This is a genomic window from Fibrisoma montanum (assembly GCF_003583365.1).
In the GTDB taxonomy this organism is placed as follows: domain Bacteria; phylum Bacteroidota; class Bacteroidia; order Cytophagales; family Spirosomataceae; genus Fibrisoma; species Fibrisoma montanum.
Genome location: NZ_QXED01000001.1, coordinates 872,355 through 890,026 on the forward strand (window position 1 = coordinate 872,355; position 17,672 = coordinate 890,026).

18 protein-coding genes are annotated in these 17,672 nt (G+C 51.7%); 7 read left to right on the forward strand and 11 right to left on the reverse strand.

Annotation, left to right across the window (positions count from 1 at the left end; translation table 11 throughout):
• Window positions 1-288 precede the first annotated feature (288 nt).
• From DYU11_RS03615 to nth, 3 genes are all read left to right on the forward strand, one after another.
• On the forward strand, window positions 289-888 hold the full coding sequence (locus DYU11_RS03615) for an RNA polymerase sigma factor (protein WP_009284704.1): 600 nt from the start codon (window positions 289-291) through the stop codon (window positions 886-888).
• Window positions 863-1,111, forward strand: coding sequence for a hypothetical protein (locus DYU11_RS03620; RefSeq protein ID WP_119666257.1), 249 nt, complete (start codon window positions 863-865; stop codon window positions 1,109-1,111). Before DYU11_RS03615 ends, DYU11_RS03620 begins: the two co-directional genes overlap by 26 nt.
• A 96-nt stretch (window positions 1,112-1,207) precedes the next feature.
• The gene (gene nth / locus DYU11_RS03625; RefSeq protein ID WP_119666258.1) at window positions 1,208-1,903 is read left to right on the forward strand and encodes an endonuclease III; all 696 of its coding nucleotides are present in this window, start codon (window positions 1,208-1,210) and stop codon (window positions 1,901-1,903) included.
• A gap of 27 nt (window positions 1,904-1,930) precedes the next feature.
• Here the strand turns inward: nth and DYU11_RS03630 are convergent, their stop codons facing one another.
• Window positions 1,931-2,350: a nucleoside-diphosphate kinase gene (locus DYU11_RS03630; protein WP_119666259.1), complete on the reverse strand. Its 420-nt coding sequence runs from the start codon at window positions 2,348-2,350 to the stop codon at window positions 1,931-1,933.
• A gap of 183 nt (window positions 2,351-2,533) precedes the next feature.
• Here DYU11_RS03630 and DYU11_RS03635 point away from each other — a divergent pair, with 183 nt between their 5' ends.
• The 4 genes from DYU11_RS03635 (at window position 2,534) to rdgB (ending at window position 6,192) form a co-directional block, all read left to right on the forward strand.
• Window positions 2,534-3,550: a DHH family phosphoesterase gene (locus DYU11_RS03635; RefSeq protein WP_119666260.1), complete on the forward strand. Its 1,017-nt coding sequence runs from the start codon at window positions 2,534-2,536 to the stop codon at window positions 3,548-3,550.
• Window positions 3,551-3,644: 94 nt separating this feature from the next.
• Window positions 3,645-4,532 (forward strand): BamJ family beta-barrel-assembly machinery protein, encoded by an 888-nt coding sequence (gene bamJ / locus DYU11_RS03640; RefSeq protein ID WP_119666261.1) that lies wholly within the window; start codon window positions 3,645-3,647, stop codon window positions 4,530-4,532.
• Window positions 4,533-4,637: 105 nt separating this feature from the next.
• Entirely contained in the window at window positions 4,638-5,546 is a 909-nt protein-coding gene (locus DYU11_RS03645; protein WP_119666262.1) for an FKBP-type peptidyl-prolyl cis-trans isomerase, read from the forward strand.
• A 61-nt stretch (window positions 5,547-5,607) separates the two neighbouring features.
• A complete protein-coding gene (rdgB, locus tag DYU11_RS03650; protein WP_119666702.1) occupies window positions 5,608-6,192 on the forward strand; it encodes an RdgB/HAM1 family non-canonical purine NTP pyrophosphatase in 585 nt (194 codons plus the stop codon).
• 65 nt (window positions 6,193-6,257) lie between these two features.
• Here rdgB and DYU11_RS03655 read toward each other — a convergent pair whose 3' ends face one another.
• From DYU11_RS03655 to DYU11_RS03700, 10 genes are all read right to left on the reverse strand, one after another.
• Entirely contained in the window at window positions 6,258-8,375 is a 2,118-nt protein-coding gene (locus DYU11_RS03655) for a peptidylprolyl isomerase (protein WP_119666263.1), read from the reverse strand.
• A 238-nt stretch (window positions 8,376-8,613) separates the two neighbouring features.
• Complete coding sequence (locus tag DYU11_RS03660) at window positions 8,614-10,728, reverse strand: penicillin acylase family protein (RefSeq protein WP_119666264.1); 2,115 nt, start codon at window positions 10,726-10,728, stop codon at window positions 8,614-8,616.
• Between the two features lie 76 nt (window positions 10,729-10,804).
• Window positions 10,805-11,467, reverse strand: a complete 663-nt coding sequence (locus tag DYU11_RS03665; RefSeq protein ID WP_119666265.1) for a hypothetical protein — start codon at window positions 11,465-11,467, stop codon at window positions 10,805-10,807.
• A 12-nt stretch (window positions 11,468-11,479) separates the two neighbouring features.
• Window positions 11,480-12,067 (reverse strand): hypothetical protein, encoded by a 588-nt coding sequence (locus DYU11_RS03670; RefSeq protein ID WP_119666266.1) that lies wholly within the window; start codon window positions 12,065-12,067, stop codon window positions 11,480-11,482.
• Between the two features lie 4 nt (window positions 12,068-12,071).
• Window positions 12,072-12,881 (reverse strand): alpha/beta hydrolase, encoded by an 810-nt coding sequence (locus DYU11_RS03675; protein ID WP_119666267.1) that lies wholly within the window; start codon window positions 12,879-12,881, stop codon window positions 12,072-12,074.
• 49 nt (window positions 12,882-12,930) lie between these two features.
• Window positions 12,931-14,064, reverse strand: a complete 1,134-nt coding sequence (locus DYU11_RS03680; protein WP_119666268.1) for a serine hydrolase domain-containing protein — start codon at window positions 14,062-14,064, stop codon at window positions 12,931-12,933.
• 33 nt (window positions 14,065-14,097) lie between these two features.
• Window positions 14,098-14,739 (reverse strand): outer membrane beta-barrel protein, encoded by a 642-nt coding sequence (locus DYU11_RS03685; protein ID WP_119666269.1) that lies wholly within the window; start codon window positions 14,737-14,739, stop codon window positions 14,098-14,100.
• Between the two features lie 137 nt (window positions 14,740-14,876).
• The gene (locus DYU11_RS03690; RefSeq protein ID WP_119666270.1) at window positions 14,877-16,022 is read right to left on the reverse strand and encodes a helix-turn-helix domain-containing protein; all 1,146 of its coding nucleotides are present in this window, start codon (window positions 16,020-16,022) and stop codon (window positions 14,877-14,879) included.
• Window positions 16,023-16,114: 92 nt separating this feature from the next.
• Window positions 16,115-16,798 (reverse strand): DUF3291 domain-containing protein, encoded by a 684-nt coding sequence (locus DYU11_RS03695; RefSeq protein ID WP_119666271.1) that lies wholly within the window; start codon window positions 16,796-16,798, stop codon window positions 16,115-16,117.
• Window positions 16,799-17,055: 257 nt separating this feature from the next.
• Complete coding sequence (locus DYU11_RS03700; RefSeq protein WP_119666272.1) at window positions 17,056-17,598, reverse strand: sll1863 family stress response protein; 543 nt, start codon at window positions 17,596-17,598, stop codon at window positions 17,056-17,058.
• Between the last annotated feature and the right edge of the window lie 74 nt (window positions 17,599-17,672).

Below are 17,672 nucleotides of genomic sequence, written 5' to 3' on the forward strand. Positions count from 1 at the left end.
ACGATTACCGATTATTTAGAATCTATACTAACGAATAAGCCGTAAATAGAACAATTCAGCGAAAAAACTTGGCTATTCCAAAATACCTCATTTTAATGCTGTTTTGCGTGATCGACAATTTATTTTTCGGTAGTATTGCATTTTTTGGCAAATATTTTGCCTATAGGTTTGCAAATGAGGCATTAAATCTCTTATTTTTATAGCCCGGATTACCACGATTGGAAAAAACTTAACCCCATCACACACTATCGAAGCAAAGCTCTACGTTACCTAATTGTCTTACTGAAAATGGAAAAAGCCCAGGTAAACGACAGTGAGCTGATTTCCCTGTACATCCGTGGTAATGAAAAGGCCTTTGCAAAGTTGTTGCAACGGCACAAGTCGAAGATTTACACGACTATTTATTTGATTGTTAAAGATCAGTACGTAGCCGAAGATTTGATGCAGGACACGTTCATAAAAGCGGTCGAAACCATCAAGTCTGGTAAATACAACGAAGAAGGCAAGTTTCTGCCCTGGATTATTCGGATCGCCCACAACTTGGCCATTGACTATTTCCGAAAAGATAAACGCTACCCCAATGTGGTGTTTGAAGACGGAAGCAGTGTGTTCAACACGCTCGAATTTGCAGAAGATTCAGTAGAATCACTTCAGATCAGGCAGGAGACACACGAGCATTTGCGCGAGTTGATCCAGCGGTTGCCGGAGCAACAGCGGCAGGTGCTTATCATGCGGCACTATGAGGAAATGAGTTTCCAGGAAATTGCCGACGCGACCGGTGTAAGTATCAACACGGCTTTGGGACGTATGCGTTATGCGCTGATTAATCTGCGCAAGCAACTTAGCAAACGTTCGCCGAGCTATGATAAAAACTTTTACCCAAGATGATGTAATCCGGTACGTCTATGAGGAAACCTCAGTAGAGGAAAACGTACTCATCGAAGACGCTCTGATGTCAGAACCGGAGTTAATGACCTTCTTCCTGGACGCCCTCGAACTTCGGGCGCTGATGAACAAGATTGAACGCCAGCCACGCGCCAGCACGGTTGAGTCCATTCTTGCCTATTCCCGGAATTATCCGCCAAACCCAGCAGCGAAGCTACAGTCGTAGCAAGCCGTTGGGTTTTGTTTTCCCAGACGTTAAACACTGGAACTGGACTTATTCAGTATTGAAAGTCCGGTTCCAGCGTTTGGCGTCCGTTTTGTTATGCAGAAAAAAGAACGATTCCGCCGTTTTCTTGACTACTTCACCCAGCACTTTCCGGAACCGAAAACGGAGTTGACCTTCAGCAATCCTTACGAGTTGCTGGTCGCGGTGATTCTGTCGGCTCAGTGTACCGACAAACGTATCAATCAGGTAACTCCGGCTCTGTTTGCCCGTTTTCCGGAGCCTGAATCACTGGCCGCGGCTTCGGTTGAAGAGGTATTCAGCTACATCAGAAGTGTCTCGTATCCCAACAATAAAGCCAAACACCTGGTCGGTATGGCCCGGATGCTGATGGAACGGTTTGGCGGGGAGATTCCGTCGACGGTTGAAGCACTACAGACACTACCGGGCGTTGGTCGAAAAACGGCCCACGTAATTTTATCAATCGTGTACAACCAGCCGACGATGGCGGTCGATACGCACGTATTCCGGGTATCGCACCGGTTGGGCCTGGCCCCCTTAACAGCAACGACGCCACTGGCCGTTGAGAAAGCCCTCGTTGCTCATATTCCCAGAGAATACGTCTACAAATCGCACCACTGGCTGATTCTGCACGGCCGGTACGTCTGCCTGGCCCGGTCGCCGAAGTGTGAGGTATGCGACCTGCGGGATTTCTGTAAGTATTACGAAAAAAGAGTAAAGCCTGTAGTTGGAGGTTCAACGGCTGAACTACCCAGCAGGGTTGAACAGCAGTGAATCCCGAACAACAGGCTTTATACGAGGTTAGTACTTCTCTAAACCTGAGAAGAAGAAATTCCCTTCAATCTCGGCGTTCTCGTCTGAGTCGGAGCCGTGAATCGCGTTGGCTTCAATCGATTTTGCGTACAGCTTGCGAATTGTGCCTTCTTCCGCATTGGCGGGGTTCGTGGCTCCGATCAGTTTACGGAAGTCGGCTACTGCGTTCTCTTTTTCCAGAATCATCGGAACGATGGCTCCGGACGACATATATGTACGCAGGTCATTGTAGAAAGGACGCTCACGGTGAACCGCATAAAACTGACCGGCCCGCTCGCTTGTTAGCTGGGTTTTCTTCATTGCTACGATCCGAAATCCCGCTTCTTCAATCATTTTTATAATTGCACCGGTGTACCCTGCCTCTACGGCATCGGGCTTAATCATGGTAAACGTACGGTTAGTCGCCATTAGGGGTATAATCCAAATTTTATTTGGGTGCAAAGCTACTAACTTTCAGCTACAAAGCCACGTGTGCAGCCGATGGCGCCCTTCCTGGCACCTAACCTCTGCCCGACTGTTCAGCTTTACCCGCTTGATATCCAAATTATTCGTATTTTTGAATTTTGATTACAGCCGGGTGGCTGTTTATGTATGCAGGATATTGAAGCGATTGGCGCGTTGATTGATCAGCCGCAAACGGTGCTGATTACAACGCATCAAAACCCCGACGCCGACGCGATGGGATCGTCGCTGGGCCTGGCTGGTTACCTCCGGAAACGGGGCCACCGGGTAACCGTTGTTACGCCGACCGATTATTCACTGAGTTTGCAATGGATGTCTGGTAATGATAAAGTCATTGCCTTTGATGAAAAGGTGCGTGTTACCGTTGCCCGCCTGTTCGAAGAAGCTGACGTTATTTTTTGCCTGGATTTTTCGAGCCTCGACCGCATTCGTGAACTTAGCCCTATGGTCCGGCAAAGCCGCGCCCGTAAGGTGTTGATTGACCATCATCTCGAACCCGAATCCTTTGCTGATCTGGCGTTGTGGGACTCAACGGCGGCTGCAACGGCTGAACTCGTTTTCCGGCTGATCGTTCAGTTGGGCGACAAAGACGAAATCGACGTTCCGATTGCCGAATGTCTGTATGCCGGCCTCATGACGGACACGGGTTCGTTTCGGCACCCAACTACCACAGGCAACGTACACCGGATGGCTGCCGAACTGGTCGATCTCCGTATTGATGTCAGCAGCATTCACCGGCGTATTTTCGACAACGTTTCGCTCGATAAACTTCGCCTGCTGGGCTACGTACTGAACGAGAAACTGAACGTATTGCCTCAGTACAAATTTGCCTACATCACCCTGACGGACAGCGAACTGAAACGATACCGGTCCAAAACCGGCGATACAGAAGGCATGGTCAACTATGCCCTTTCGGTCGAAGGTGTGGTCATGGCGGCTATTCTGATCGATCGGGGTGATGAAGTCCGGTTGTCGTTCCGGTCGGTGGGTGATTTTTCGGTTCGCGAACTGGCCAGTAGTCATTTTGAGGGCGGTGGCCACAAAAACGCGGCTGGTGGCCGTTCCAGACAGTCGCTCGCAGAAACCGAACGTCGGCTGCTGGCCGTACTGCCGCAGTATCAGCAACAGCTACTGGAAATGGTGTAAGCGATTGCTATTGAACTTAAATCCTTGTCGGTCTGTACCTTTACTGTATGTTCTGACGTTTTTTAGATTAGTGTTATAACCCAGTAACTCTCTCATGTTTTTCAAAAATTTCGGGAAAGCCGCCCTTTTAGTCGCCGTAGTAGCTGCTTGCGGGAAAAACCGCGTCGAGGTGACGCAAAATGGCTTAAAATACCAGATTCACGAGCAAAATGAAGGTGGCCGCAAAGGAAAAGTCGGCGACATTATGACCATGCACCTGACCCTGCTGAACAGCAAGGATTCGGTGTTGCGGGATACGCACAAAGAAGGTGCTCCGTTCCAGATGCTGCTCCAGGTTCCGCCGTTTAAGGGCAGCTATGAAGAAGGTCTGACCATGCTCACCAAAGGCGACAGCGCTACGTTCTACGTCAGTGCCGATTCGCTCTTTACGCGGGCTATGCAACCACTGCCCCCGGGCGTTCAGAAAGGTACGGACATCGGTATCGCCGTAAAAGTGGTTGATATCCAATCGCAGGAAGAATACCAGAAAGCGCAGGCCAGTGCTTTTGAGAAACAGAAAGGCATTGATGCGAAAACCATCGCCGACTACATCGCCAAGCAGAACCTGGGCGACAAAGCTCAGAAAACAGATTCCGGTGTCTACTACGTCGTGACGCAGCCGGGTTCAGGCCCAACGCCGTCGCGGGGTGACATCGTGCAGGTTCATTACACGGGTAAGCTCCTGAATGGTAAAGTTTTCGACAGCTCACGTACGAACCCGCAGGCGCAGGGCAAACCAGCTCAGTTTCCGATTGGTGTAGGCCAGGTGATTCCGGGCTGGGAAGAAGGCGTGATGAAAATGCACAAAGGCGAGAAGGCAACCCTGATCATTCCGTCGACACTGGCATATGGTCCGCAGGGCAACCAGAGCATTCCGCCAAACTCGGTGCTGCTGTTCGACATTGAACTGATCGACATTCAGAAAAACCCAACGGCTAACTAATCTGTTGGCTCGTTCCGGGCACCTGAATTCCTATTTTTTCGTTATCTCAAAGCGGGCGATACGTATCGCCCGCTTTGGTAAACAAGCATTTAGCAGCGTAAGACAATGCGATTAAATTCTCTGCAGACATTATCGGTTTTATTTTTGGGTTCGTCCATTCTGGTAAGTTCCTGCCAGCAGCCCGGCGAAGCCCTGATCGACCGCAAACAGCGCGAAAACGAAGCGGAGATTCAACAGTATCTCACGCAGAATAACCTGAACGCAGAAAAAACAGCCGAGGGCATTTACTTTGTCAAAACCAAGACCGTGCCGAACGGTCAGGAGCCCAAAGTAGGCGATCAGGTGAAGTATCACTACATTGCCCGTCGGCTGGATAATGTGATTGTCGATAGCACCGACATTGCTGCGAATAATCCCAGAACGGTGGCGTTGGCCGGTGCTAACACCGTTGGTATCACGCTCGGCCTGTACGCTGGTGTTTTGAAACTACGCGCCGGTGAAGAAGCTACGTTGCTGGTGCCATCAGCGCAGGACGGCAACCGTGAAGGAACACTTTTATTACCTCAATACGCACCAGTACGGTATGATTTGCGTATTGTCAGCGTGCGGACCGAAGAACAACGGATTGAAGAATACATTAGTACGAATAAGATCAACGTCACTCAGAAGACGGACGATGGACTTCGGGTAGCCGTCACGCAATCGCGCCCGGATTCAGTGCAGGTAACGACGGGTAAAACTGTTTTTGTTAATTACACGGGTAAGCGCCCTGATGGGACTGTTTTTGACTCCAGATCGGATGGATCCTTTTCGTTTCAGGTAGGTACCCGAGCTGTGGTTCCGGGGTTTGAGAATGGCGTGACAAAACTGCGGGTTGGTGAAAAAGCGACCCTGATTTTCCCATCGGCGCTTGGTTATGGCGCTACAGGTAGCTTTGATCAAACAACTAATACGTATAGAATTTTACCCTATACACCCTTGATATTTGAAATCACAGTTGTTAGAATTCAATAAGATTTAATTGTTCTTTTAAGCCGTTCGTAGTTTTACTATGAACGGCTTTTTTATTTGCTCTATGGAACTCTGCTTTGCCACCAACAACACGAACAAGCTAAAGGAAGTAACGGCTCGCCTGGGTGATGCCTTTACGTTGAAAACACTGGCCGATATTGGCTGTACGGATGAACTACCGGAAACCAGTGGAACCATTGCCGGCAACTCACGCCAGAAGGCTGAATACGTATGGGTTAATTTCGGTATTTCCTGCTTCGCCGACGATTCGGGCCTAGAGGTCGACGTACTCGACGGCGAACCGGGCGTCGACTCGGCTTTTTATTCGGGAACACGCGATGCCGCCAAAAACATCGAAAAGCTGCTGGAAAACCTGGCTGGTCAGCTTTTTCAGAACCGCAAGGCCCGTTTCAAAACGATTTTTACCCTGATTCTGCATGGCGTTGAACACCAGTTTGAAGGCACCATCGAGGGGCATATCCTGACGGAGCCACGCGGTACGGGCGGTTTTGGTTACGACCCGGTGTTTCAACCAGAAGGCTACGACCGGAGCTTTGCCGAGATGAACCTGGACGAAAAGAATGAGATCAGCCACCGGTCGCGGGCGCTGGCGAAGATGGTCGCGTACCTGAAGGAACAGGTCAAATAGCAGAATCCCCGCTGGGTTTGCCAAAATGGCAAACCCAGCGGGGATTCTTACATTACGTTATATGCTTAATAAAACCTTGCCCGGCGATCTTCGATCTTAGCGGCCTCTTTAATCGCTTCGTTGATGTAGAAGCTCGTCCGTGCCGATGTGTTCTGCTGAATCTGATTTTTATACAGTGCGTAGTCAGCAACCGGAGGAGCTGGCGTTAGCTTAGACGTTTCTACGATTAACACACCACCATCGCCAGCGAATGGCTTCGACCGTTTGCCCGGTTTCAGACCGAAGGCTTTACCCAACGCAACCGGATCAACACCAGCGCTGCGCAGGAAGCCCGTAGCCAGGTTAACATCCGTTACGGTTTCGACCAGAGCGCCCGCACCGTACTTCTGTGCAATAGTTTCCAGTGAGCCGCTGGCATTACCCAGTTTGTTCAGAATCTGCTCGGCCTTTAGTTCGTTGCGAACTTTGGTCGTCAGCTCACTGCGATAGTCGTCTACTTTCACATCGTCCTCATCCGTCTTGTTAGTCAGGACCGCAATCACGTACTGGTCACCCACCTCGAACGGCTCGGATACGCTGTTCAGATCAGTTTTATCGTCAAATGCCCAACGTACTACCTGACGCACTTCTGAGCCGGTCAGGGCGTTGATCTGGTTAGCACCTTCCGGAATCCGCTCGGCCGTAGCAACGACCAGCGATTTATCTTCCTTCACTTTGGCATCAAACTCTTCCTTTGTCTGTACGCTGGCCGCGAACTCATCCGCTTTCCGCAGGGCTTCGTCGCGGGTAGTCTGACTCGGGGCGATGGTTTTACCAATAGCTGCAATGCGGTACAGTACGTTCGTTTTCGGCTCAGTTACTTTGATGATGTGGTAGCCGAAATCCGTTTCAACAATCCGCGGAATAAGACCGGCGCTGGTAGCTCCAAACACCGCCGATTCAAATGGTTTCACCATCTGGCCGTTGTCTTTGAAATAGCCGAGATCGCCACCGTTCTGGGCTGACCCATCCGCACTGTTGGTTTGCGCCAGGGCTTCGAAACTGGCACCGCCCTGAATCTGTTGCAACAAGGCCTCGGCCCGCCGACGAGCATCGGCTTTCGCAGAATCGGTCTGCGCCGTCGGGCGAATCAGGATGTGGCTGGCCCGGGCCGTAAAGTTGGTGTCACGCTTGGTACCACCGTATTTGTAAATAAAATACGTATTGCCTTCGCGGAACGGACCGTAGATACCACCCGCCGAGAACGTCGGGATCGATGCGCGGAGCTGTTCCGGCATTTCGCCAGCTGTCAGATAAAGCGGTACACGAACGTCGCTGTTCTGCAAAGCAAAAGTCGAATCATTCTTTGCGGCCCCCAGACCCCGTGCAAGGGTTTTAATTTCATTATACAGGCCAGCACTGTCTTCTTTTGACGGCGCAACCGAGAACGTTACGTATTGGATGGTGCGGGTATTGGCACCCACGTATTCATCCTTGTGCTTGTTCAGATAGTCCTGAAGCTGCGAATCCGTCACCTTCACAGTTGTGTCGTTGATGGTATAATACGGCACGAACAGAAACTTGATGTCAGCTTTTGAATTCTGAGCCTGGTATTCTTTCTGCGCTTCGGCGGTCGTTGCGAACACCGACAGGCGCATCAGGTTTTCGTATTTCTCCCGCAGGCGATCCTGCTTAAGATTAGCCTCGAAGTTAGCCCAGGCGGCCTGTTGCTGCGGAGGCAGATTCCGGAGTCCCTTGAGGTAATTGATGATGGCGCTCTTGTCGAAAACACCTGTCTGCGGATTTGTGAAGGCTTGCCGAACGGCGGGGCTGATGTTGTTACCCTGCACCATGTCAACCAGTTCCTGCTCCGACACCTCCAGACCGAGCTTATCAAACTGCTCCTGATAGGCAATTTCGAATACGAACTGATTCCAGGCCTGTTCACGAAGCTGAGCCAGGTCCTGCTCAGACGGAGCGCGTCCGGTCTGCTGCTCAAACTGCGCCCGAAGTTCATCGACTTTGGCGTTGAAATCCTGGTAATTGATCGACTGGCCGGCAATCTCGCCAACCTCCTGATTATTACCACCAAACAGGCTACGGCTACCCAGCAGATCGCCCCCCACAATGAACAGAATCAAGCTGACAGCGATAACACCGACAGCCCAGCCTGAACGTTCTCTGATTTTGTTAATGACAGACATTTCGCTTTTTGCGCAATATTTAGCCCGCAAAATAACAATTTTTCCTGCTGGATTACAAGTGGAAAATCAGAGAACGCAACTGATACAGAGGTCTTCTCCGGAATTACCTTTGCTACGTACAGGCGACCCAATTGAAAGCCGGCGTTTGAATAATCTGTAAGCAATTGACAGCCAAAAGTTTGGCAAAGCAGAGTTAGTTTAGCTTCGTCCTTGACATACTGTCTATATAATCGTGTATTTAAGATGATTTAACACGACCGGAACGATGCCCCGGTGCATACGTTCGGACGGCTTTGCGCATGACCTCGGCCCGGTTCAGCGTCATGGTCTTAGTTCGGCGTTGCACATATAGGTTCATCTGGTCGGTATAGTGGGGGCTGCCGGGATTGTTGCTGTTGCCATACGCCTGTGATGTTTCGAGCGAAACACCGGTTGGGCCGAACGACACGAACATCACGAACCCGTCGCCCTGAACCGGCGTAAACACGCCGTCTTTCCCCGGCATAGGCGTAACAGCCGCCAGCACATCGGGATAGCCGAACAGGGGCAGATCAACGGAGCCACGCCGGTAGCGGAGCAATTCGCCCATCGGGACGGACGGTTTGCGGAAATGCCGGTTCAGGTACGCTTTCGTGAACCGCAGGCCGCTCAGGTAGGTGTCGGTATCGTAGCGATTGAGCCGGGAAAAGTTCGACAGCCCTTTCTGGCTGTAAAAGTACCATGTCAGCACCAACAGACTCCCGGCGGCTTCGCTTTCGGCTACGCACCGGCGGTCCCACCCCCGCAGCTGGCGAATCAGGTCGGCGACGTCGGGATAGTCGCTCTCGCTAAGCTGGGCGATGTCGTCCAGAAACGCCATAGACGGGCTATCGGGCGGGAGTTGTACGTCGTATTTGAGCCGGCGAAAGGCCTCGTCCGACAGCGTAGGGCCAGATTCGTGCATCAGCCGTTCGAGCCGCAGCGCCCGGTTGTTCTGAACCGTATGGCGCTCGCCGAAATAGGCCGGGTAGTGCCGGGGTTGCCGGTTTTCGGTTGAGTCGGTAGCCCGAAAGGCCGTATTGTTGGTGTTGTACAGATAACCGGCCCGGGGGTTGAGGTACCAGACCAGGTCGTCGATGGCATGAAAATCCGTCCAGAGCGTGGCCGAGGTATCGCCGGGCAGCGTCGCCCGCCACGCGTAGGCGGGGTTACGCCGGGGCACCAGCCCATTGTTGACCAGGAAGATGGTGTCGCTTTTATCGGCGTAAACAAAGTTCTCGAACGGAAACTGGTTGGCCGCCCGCTTGAACTCAGAGAAATTGCGGGCTTTGTTCATGCGGTATAACTGCTCGGCAATGCCGATGCGCATGGCTCCTCCGCAACGGAGAGCAAACAGACCCGTTTTGGTGCGAAACGCCGGGCCGTATACACTCTGGTAAATGGTCCGTTTGAGGTTGATCTTCAGAAACTTCCAGATCTTGGTCTTTACCCGGATGCGTTCGGGCTGCAGCTCACGCCAGGCTCCGTCGAACCAGTACTGACGGGCATTGGCCGGGTTGACCCGAAGCTGGTACACATCCACAAAATCGAGGCCGTTGGTGGTGGTCATCAGGGCCAGGTGTTCGTTGGCGAAGGTTCCGGCGTTCATCGACCCGTGCCACAGGCCGCCGTGTACGTTCAGCCCTTCATCGCTGCACAGGTGTACCTCATAAACGGAACCTGTTCCCGATAAGGGCTGGTGCGGGTTAATTAACAGCCGGGTGGTCTGCCCGTCGGTTGACCATTTCCGGGCCAGCGCCAGTCCGTTCGAGCCCCGTCCCGGCAGATTGGCAGGCTGGTTTCGTACCGTGTCGAACCCGGCGCCGAACACCCGCCCTACCTGACCAATCAGCCCCTGCTCCTGTAAGGTAGCCATGACGTACCCTTGCAGGACATCGGCCCCGGTCATCGGGAATAGCTGTTTGTCCAGAACCTCCTTCGGGTGAGTAGCGGCATATGCGTTCAGTCCCTGGACGTAGCCATCGACGTACCGGCGAAACGCCGGCGACTGGTCTTTCTCATAGCGCTCCTGCACCAGCTGCGGTACGTGAAAAGCCTGCCGCGTGAAATCGTACAACGCCCCGCCAACACCCTGGTGGCGACCGGCCCGCCCTTTGGCAATCAGGTAAAGCTGCTGCATCGTAGCGAACCCATCTTCGGCATTGGCCCAGGCCAGTCCGTAGGCCACTTCGGCGTCGGTTGGGGCAAAAATGTGCGCTACGCCAAACGTATCGCGCACTATCTGAATGCGGTCAGTCTGAATAGGCTGCGCCGACAGCCGCTGGGCAAACAAACTCAGCAGCAGTCCGCAAAATAGGAAGACAGGTAAACGCATACAAGTACGGTATTGGGGTGGTTTCAAGGTACGGACAGTTCAAAACACGTGCAAACAAGTGGCTCATAGTCAAGCGTTACCATGTGTACCCAATGCCAATCAGAAACGTCTGCCCTACCTTTCCGGCGTAGTTGTTCCAGGAGTGGTAATCGAGCGTCGGCCGGCGGGCGGGCGAACCGGTCGGGGCGGGGCTGGTTTGCAGCACCAGGTCCTGCCACGCAACAGAGTAGTTCAGCAGCCCCTCAATGAACAGCCCGGTTGGCTTTCGGCCCCAGCGCGGGCTCCACCGGTAGCCGAGTTTCCAGTTGGCAATGGGTGCATTTCCAGCGTCGGTTTTAACCCTACCATCGGCTTCCGTGACGCGGAGGTTAGCCAGCGCGTACCCAACACCGCCCTGGGCAAACAGGCCGCGCCCGTTGGCATGCTGCGAAAGCCGGAGCCCCACCGTAGGCGCATACAGGTAGTAGTAGCCTTTGGAGCCGTCGGACCAGTTTTCTCGGGTATCGTCGCGGTGCAATGTGACGGCCAAGCTGAGGTGGCGGCTCAGGCCAAAACCCAGTTCGCCGAACAGAAAAGCACCCTGCTTGAAGTCGCTCAGACCGCCCAGACTAGTGCTGAACCGATGGACTGAATTTGTCTGGGTTCCGGTCGGCTGGGCGTACACCGTACTGAGCGACAGGACTAGCCCCAGCAGTAGTATGCTCAGCCGGGACGCTGGTAAAGTCGGTATAGTTTTCATCGTAGGAAATGTTTATTTTCTGGAGTTCAGTCGGTAGCCAACGCCCATCATCAAAGAGTGCCGGGCTTCAATAAAATTTTTCAAAGGTGTTAAAACGAAATACAATTGCGTCGAATAATAGAATCGTTTTCTGCCGACTTTCAGGTTGTACATCAGACCTAACTCGGGCGAAACTGTCCTGGTCACAAGCGATTTCTGGTTGAAATCAGATTCGTCTAATGTCAGCGTTGTGCGGTAAACTCTGCCTCCTCCGAGTACATACAAGCCATGGTTGAATCGGCCGTTGCCAATGGTTCTGCCGATACCCAACGATTGCAGGAAAAGAAATTCGCTGGCGTTATAATTAAGTTTTGGGACGCTGAACGATTGGTGTAGAATTTCCGAATATATAATTGCCGAGAACCCTCCTTTCAGGTTTTGTTGATACACTACATTGATCGGAATTTTATACAATTGGGGAGGATACCCAAACCCAATACCCGTTTTAAGTTCGATACTTCTAAAAGACCTGGACTTGAATGTTTGCAGGCTGTCCTGTGCCTGTACGCGAAAACTCACCAACAGAAGAAAAGCAATCAGTATTGAATAATATTTTTTCATGAGTTCAAGGTTTATTTTTAAAAAAAAAGTCAAGTCCTGCTTCAGCATTGCCAAGAGCCGAAGGTACGTGGCCCAGTTTGGGGAGTATCTGCAAATCGTGTTTACAGTTCGGATAAAATGTAGTGAGCCTGTAATTCCATTCTATTGCCGTAAGCGCATTTAGAGGGTCCAGTTCGCCACAACCAAGAAAAACCAGGTTATTTTTTTGCCTATTTGCTGCCCTTGTCTGCTCTTCATACTTGAAGAAAATGTAGTTGTCCCACCAAAAAGAAGGCCCTAATGTCAGATAGTTGTTGAATACGTCAGGATGCTTGGTGAAAAAATAACCTGTTAATAACCCTCCTTTTGAATGACCAATAAGTACCCTGCTTTTTGCCGTGGTATTAGCTGAATACTCCTTCTCAATTTTTGGAATTAGCTCAAATTCGATGAAGCGGGTATAGCTTTCACTGCCTCCTCCTTCGCTCTCGTATATGGTTGGTGTAAAATCCCTTTCTCTGTCATTTTTGGAGCTTATACCTACAACTATGACATTTTGCTTGTTGTATTTTGCGCTTATTTTATCAGTTAATTTTGCAATTTTATCCGTATTCAGGTAAAACGAATTGCCATCTAGTACATACACAGTTTCATAAAGTGAACTAGCATTGTACGCATTCGGTAACACGACCGATATGTCATAGTTTGTCCCTGTGTTTGTCGACCGGATAGAAAACTTTTTAATTCGATCAGGTTCAACATCGGAACTACAGGCGTTGAGCAAAAACAGAAACGCAACGGCAACTAGTAAATAGATTATTCTATTCGGTTTCATATCATTAGGTTAATAAAAAGTTCGGTTAATGTCTGGTGATTTATTCGGTTCAGTATGTTTCAACGAGATGCAGAATCTGCAGTCCGATTGTGGATAGTTCCGGCGTAATACCAGCGTTGGCGATGATAATGACCCCTGTTTTCTGCTGCTCGTTGAAGCACATGAACGATGAGAAACCGTAGGTGCCACCGGAGTGGTTGTAGATGCTCTCGTTTTTGCCATTGAGTACTATCCCCCAGGCCAGCCCCGCACTCAGGTCGTGGTACGGGTGACCATTTACGGACTGGTCGCCCTGTTTAATCAGAAAGGTGGGTTTCTTGGTCAGATTCAAAGCCTCACCGAGGGCGTTCCGGGGCGGGTTGGTCAGGAATTTGAGGTACGTGAGCATGTCGTGAACGTTCGATTTGATGTACCCCACCGACTCATAAGGCTCCGCCAGGGTCCAGTAGTCGAACGGCTTGCGTCCCATGTACCCCTGAGCCACGTTTGAGGCTGGGGCCTTGGCCAGATTGGTGTAGCTCATGGTCATGCCCAGCGGCCCGAAAATACGATCGTCGTACAGTTTTGTAATGCGCTCACCGGCCAGTTGACGGACAATGATACCGGCCAGGGCCATGCCAATATTCGAGTAAACCCAGGTCGAACCTGGCACCGATTTGAGGGAAGTACGTTTCAGGAAAGCGGCCAGTCGGCTTTCTGAATACTCGGCAAAGGGCTGGGCTAATTTGTTCGGGCTAATCGGAATGTCGTCCGGGTCAGTGACCAGTCCGGAGGTGTGATTCAGGAGGTGCAGCACCGTAACTTCTTTACCGTCTTTGGCCGGAATCTGCAACGAAGCTGGCAGATACTGATTGGCCGGGGCCGACAGCGACAGGCGATTCTGGTTAACGAGCTCGGCGGCCAATATAGCCGTCATGGTCTTAGAAATAGAGCCAATTTCACCAATTGTGTACTCGTCGAAGGGTTTGCCGGTCGACAGGTTCTGCACGCCTACACTGTAGAAAGTGGTCTGGCCGTTTTTCAGCACCCCGATGGCCATGCCGGGGGCCTGACTGAAAACGATGCTGGCTTTTGCTACGCGCTCAATTTCGGCGTCGAGGGTACTGCCCCGGTCGGGGGAAATGGCTTTTTCGGTGCAACCTACCAAAGCCCAAATGCTCAGGAGTGAAAGAAACAGTTTCATAGTCTGGTAGTCGTTGATTCGTTAGCTGGGTACTTATTTGAGAAACGTGGATGCGGTGAGCCGAAAAGCCGGCACGATAAACTGGGTAGTCCGCGCCGATGACTGAGCTGATACATTCTGACTGACACTTACGAACGACTGTACCCCCACGAGAAGGTTACTGCCAATGGTCGTTTTCAGGCCAACACCCAGCGGCAGACTCAGGACGGTTTTCCGGAAGTAGCTGCTGACCGGCTCCGACTGGCCGCTGACAGTGTTTTTCAGCCTGGCCCCCAGCCGTACGTTGTAGTCAATGCCCGTGAATACATCGACCATTACCTGGTTTGTATGTCGGCTGCTGTAGCCGATCAGGAAAGAATTTTTGAGGTAATTGACGTTGGTAAACTGCTGATTGGAGCCGTTCCCCTCCGGCGAAAATGACAGGTGATACTCGGTGAAGAGATGACCGGTAGCGTAGTAACGCAGCCCTATTCCCAGGCCCTGCCGCCAGCGATACGCCTGCCTGACGTACAGCAGCGAAGTAGGCGTCGGGGCCGCAAACGGGCGTTGCATGGTGTAACTGAACCGGAGTTCGACCCGGTGGCGGGCCAAATCATTTTCCTGCGCAAACACCGGCAAAGCCGCCCCGTAGAGCAGCGCGGCAATCAGCGTTACGAGTAAGAGAATTCTTTTCATGACATTGCAGACGTTTGTGTTAAAAGCTGCTGCAATGTTCGGGCAGGGTGCCCAATGCTGGATTCGGATTTATCCAGATGAACAACTAGAGCGGAAGAAGGACGTTCGGATGGATAAATCCGAACGACAGGGGCGTATCAGGCCAGGGCCAGCCACTGGCTACGGTACCCGGATGGGGACTGACCGGTTGCTTTCCGGAACGACGTATTGAATACCGTCTTAGAATTGAATCCCGCTTCGTACGCAATGCCTTCGATACTGAGGTGACCCATTTTGGGATCGGTCAGCAACCGTTTCGCTTCTTCAATCCGGTAGCCGTTGACAAACTGATAAAAATTCAGGCCCAGATCGCTGTTGAGCAGAAACGACAGCTTGTGAATACTGAGCTGCGTCACCTCGGCCAGTTTCGGCAGCGTCAGCTCATTGTCGAGGTAAAGCTTATCAACCACCATCGACGCAATGAGCCGGGCTTTTGCCTCCTGTAGTTCAGCCGGGGTCAGCAGGGCCTTTCTGGGTTCATCCTCAGCGGGCAGTGGGCTGTTTACTTCCTCAATTACCTCAGCAATGGCCGTTTTATCGGCTTCGGAGAACGGAAAAACATCCGGCTGATTCAGCGCATAATAAGCTACGTAATAAACACTCGCAAAATAAAAAACCGTAGTGTATGGGTCGATCTTCGGAAAAATCAGGATAAATACCCAAACTACAACCATGAAGAACACGCAGTAAACCAGATACTTCAGCCACGACAGATCGACTGAATCAGGCGACGAGGCAAACAGGGCGATCGTCCGCTGGTGCCGGTTGATGAGATGGAGCGAAAAAAAACAGTACGCAATGAGCTGGCTAATGTTCAGAATGATAATCACGGCGCCAATCAGGGCCGTATTGGTCTTACGAAGCTGCTGCTTCAGGGCGTTAAGTTGCTCTTCGCTGAGAAGCATCAGCACCAAGGCGATGGCCAGAAACAGCAGAAACGGAAGAAAGTGGAGCAAACTGGCCCGCAGCCCATTCGGCTGCGGGTGGGTATATGCGTAAACGCTTAGGTAATAGGCCGGCCCCACAGCCAGGATACACACCCCCAGTACATCATTTATGCCGGGCAGCTCCTGGTTAAGTTCCAGAATAGTCAGGGTTTCATCCATAAAGATGAGGCACAGGATAAACAGAAAAACGGCCATCCAGCGGTTGGCGACCCGGTTGCTGTTGCCGGGCCGGGTAAACAGCAGAAAAGCGGTCAGCAACAGGCTGCCTGCGGTGAATAGATGGAGGAGACTGGCCATTGAAACGGCGGAATGTTCCGGATCGCCAAAAGTACTCAACTGTCCGTAAACTTACTGGCTTTCAATATTATATCTGAATGTGCCAGTTGAAGTTATGCCGGTAGCTGACCGTCGATGCGTAATACGCTGAAGCGGGCAAATAGCTCTTCGCTGTACCAGCGTCGCTGGCGCGTTAACCGCACGACCTCTTTATGGCCGCTTTGCCGGTACGCATACTGATCGACAGCCGCCGGATTACGCCAGACACTAATCGTACACTGTTGCACAAGGGGCACTTCACCAACGCCAATTCCGAACACCAGATCGTTGCGGTGGTCGTTCAGGCGCTGCCGGGCCTGGGGTACGTGTCGCCAGAAATCAGGCAGGGCACGCGGCCGGATGGTGGCTCGGGTCAACACCGCAACCGGAGCCGTGGGATCGGGTGATGAAGCGGCTTCCGGCTTCGTAGTCATGAACGGATTTTGTCCATCCCAAAGACCATGGGAACGCTGGGGTTGCAGATAAAGCGTTCCGACCTGCGTTGTGCCGCGCTGTAAATCCCGATACCCGTCAGATTGGAAGAAATGCCGGGCGGCAGCCTGTTCTTCCCAGACGCCTAAAAATACGTACGTTGAAAAATCGGGAACGAGGCCAAAGTTAAGACCACTGCCAAGCAGCTTCTGAAACCGCAGCCCATCGGCCTGAATGGGCTTCATCAGAAAGCGGCCCATGTTTGCGAACGCCCGAAAGCGGGCCAGGGCAGCGTAGTGTAGAATCGTAACCGTTACAAGGGGCATGATACGTATAAACAGGCCGACAAACGCCTTGTTCTATCAGCACGTAAATTTGTTCGTTTGTTCAGTGCCCGAACGCTTTTATCAGAGCCATAAACATCTTTCAGAAATTTTTCTTTTTCTGTTTTTCCTGCAGTTACTACCTAAACGTTGTGTGCATTTATTAGTATGACATCGTGGAAAATCCACCACAGCTTTCCACAAAAAACGCCGACCACAAATTGGGTCGGCGTTTTAACACCACTAAAGGGTAATCGGTATTATTTATTATCGTTATCGAGCTTGTCGCCGGCCCGGTCGAAGGCATTGCCTAATTCTTTACCAGCCCGTTTAAAACCCGCTTTTACGTCTTTCCATGCAGCGGCCGTAGCGTTCTGAGCTTCGCGAAGATCGTCGCCCAGTTCTTTCCGCTCGGCTTCCAGCTCAGCAAGTTCTTCTTTCGTTTCGGCCTTAGCCTGAGCGCCTTCACGTTTGATATCAGCACGTAACTCATCAATGCGGGTATCCAGTTTGCGCTGTTGCTCTTTGATATTAGCTACCGCCTTATCGCGCTCCTCGCGGAAATCGGCAGCGGCCTCATCGGCGGTTGCTTCAGCTTTATCACCAGCCTGGTCAAGGTCTTCGCGGGCTTCGGCCGAAGCATCTTTCGCATCAGCCTCAATCGCATCACCGGTGTTTTCCAGGGCGTCTTCAGTCCGGGACTCATTCTTATTATCAGAACCACAAGCCTGCAACAGAGCCAGTGAGGCTACGAGCATTGTTGTACCAGCAACTTTCTGCAGTAATAAGGTGATCTTTTTCATAGCGTTTCGTGTGTAGTTTGTTTCTGGGAAGCGCTTGGCAAACGCCGTGCCAACCTACACACACCTGAGTACTG

What these genes read in the sequence shown, in the direction of transcription:
- DYU11_RS03615 (WP_009284704.1), top strand. Translation starts at nt 289, where the DNA reads ATGGAAAAAGCCCAGGTAAACGACAGTGAGCTGATTTCCCTGTACATC.
- DYU11_RS03620 (WP_119666257.1), top strand. Translation starts at nt 863, where the DNA reads ATGATAAAAACTTTTACCCAAGATGATGTAATCCGGTACGTCTATGAG.
- nth (WP_119666258.1), top strand. Translation starts at nt 1,208, where the DNA reads ATGCAGAAAAAAGAACGATTCCGCCGTTTTCTTGACTACTTCACCCAG.
- DYU11_RS03630 (WP_119666259.1), bottom strand. Translation starts at nt 2,350, where the DNA reads ATGGCGACTAACCGTACGTTTACCATGATTAAGCCCGATGCCGTAGAG.
- DYU11_RS03635 (WP_119666260.1), top strand. Translation starts at nt 2,534, where the DNA reads ATGCAGGATATTGAAGCGATTGGCGCGTTGATTGATCAGCCGCAAACG.
- bamJ (WP_119666261.1), top strand. Translation starts at nt 3,645, where the DNA reads ATGTTTTTCAAAAATTTCGGGAAAGCCGCCCTTTTAGTCGCCGTAGTA.
- DYU11_RS03645 (WP_119666262.1), top strand. Translation starts at nt 4,638, where the DNA reads ATGCGATTAAATTCTCTGCAGACATTATCGGTTTTATTTTTGGGTTCG.
- rdgB (WP_119666702.1), top strand. Translation starts at nt 5,608, where the DNA reads ATGGAACTCTGCTTTGCCACCAACAACACGAACAAGCTAAAGGAAGTA.
- DYU11_RS03655 (WP_119666263.1), bottom strand. Translation starts at nt 8,375, where the DNA reads ATGTCTGTCATTAACAAAATCAGAGAACGTTCAGGCTGGGCTGTCGGT.
- DYU11_RS03660 (WP_119666264.1), bottom strand. Translation starts at nt 10,728, where the DNA reads ATGCGTTTACCTGTCTTCCTATTTTGCGGACTGCTGCTGAGTTTGTTT.
- DYU11_RS03665 (WP_119666265.1), bottom strand. Translation starts at nt 11,467, where the DNA reads ATGAAAACTATACCGACTTTACCAGCGTCCCGGCTGAGCATACTACTG.
- DYU11_RS03670 (WP_119666266.1), bottom strand. Translation starts at nt 12,067, where the DNA reads ATGAAAAAATATTATTCAATACTGATTGCTTTTCTTCTGTTGGTGAGT.
- DYU11_RS03675 (WP_119666267.1), bottom strand. Translation starts at nt 12,881, where the DNA reads ATGAAACCGAATAGAATAATCTATTTACTAGTTGCCGTTGCGTTTCTG.
- DYU11_RS03680 (WP_119666268.1), bottom strand. Translation starts at nt 14,064, where the DNA reads ATGAAACTGTTTCTTTCACTCCTGAGCATTTGGGCTTTGGTAGGTTGC.
- DYU11_RS03685 (WP_119666269.1), bottom strand. Translation starts at nt 14,739, where the DNA reads ATGAAAAGAATTCTCTTACTCGTAACGCTGATTGCCGCGCTGCTCTAC.
- DYU11_RS03690 (WP_119666270.1), bottom strand. Translation starts at nt 16,022, where the DNA reads ATGGCCAGTCTCCTCCATCTATTCACCGCAGGCAGCCTGTTGCTGACC.
- DYU11_RS03695 (WP_119666271.1), bottom strand. Translation starts at nt 16,798, where the DNA reads ATGCCCCTTGTAACGGTTACGATTCTACACTACGCTGCCCTGGCCCGC.
- DYU11_RS03700 (WP_119666272.1), bottom strand. Translation starts at nt 17,598, where the DNA reads ATGAAAAAGATCACCTTATTACTGCAGAAAGTTGCTGGTACAACAATG.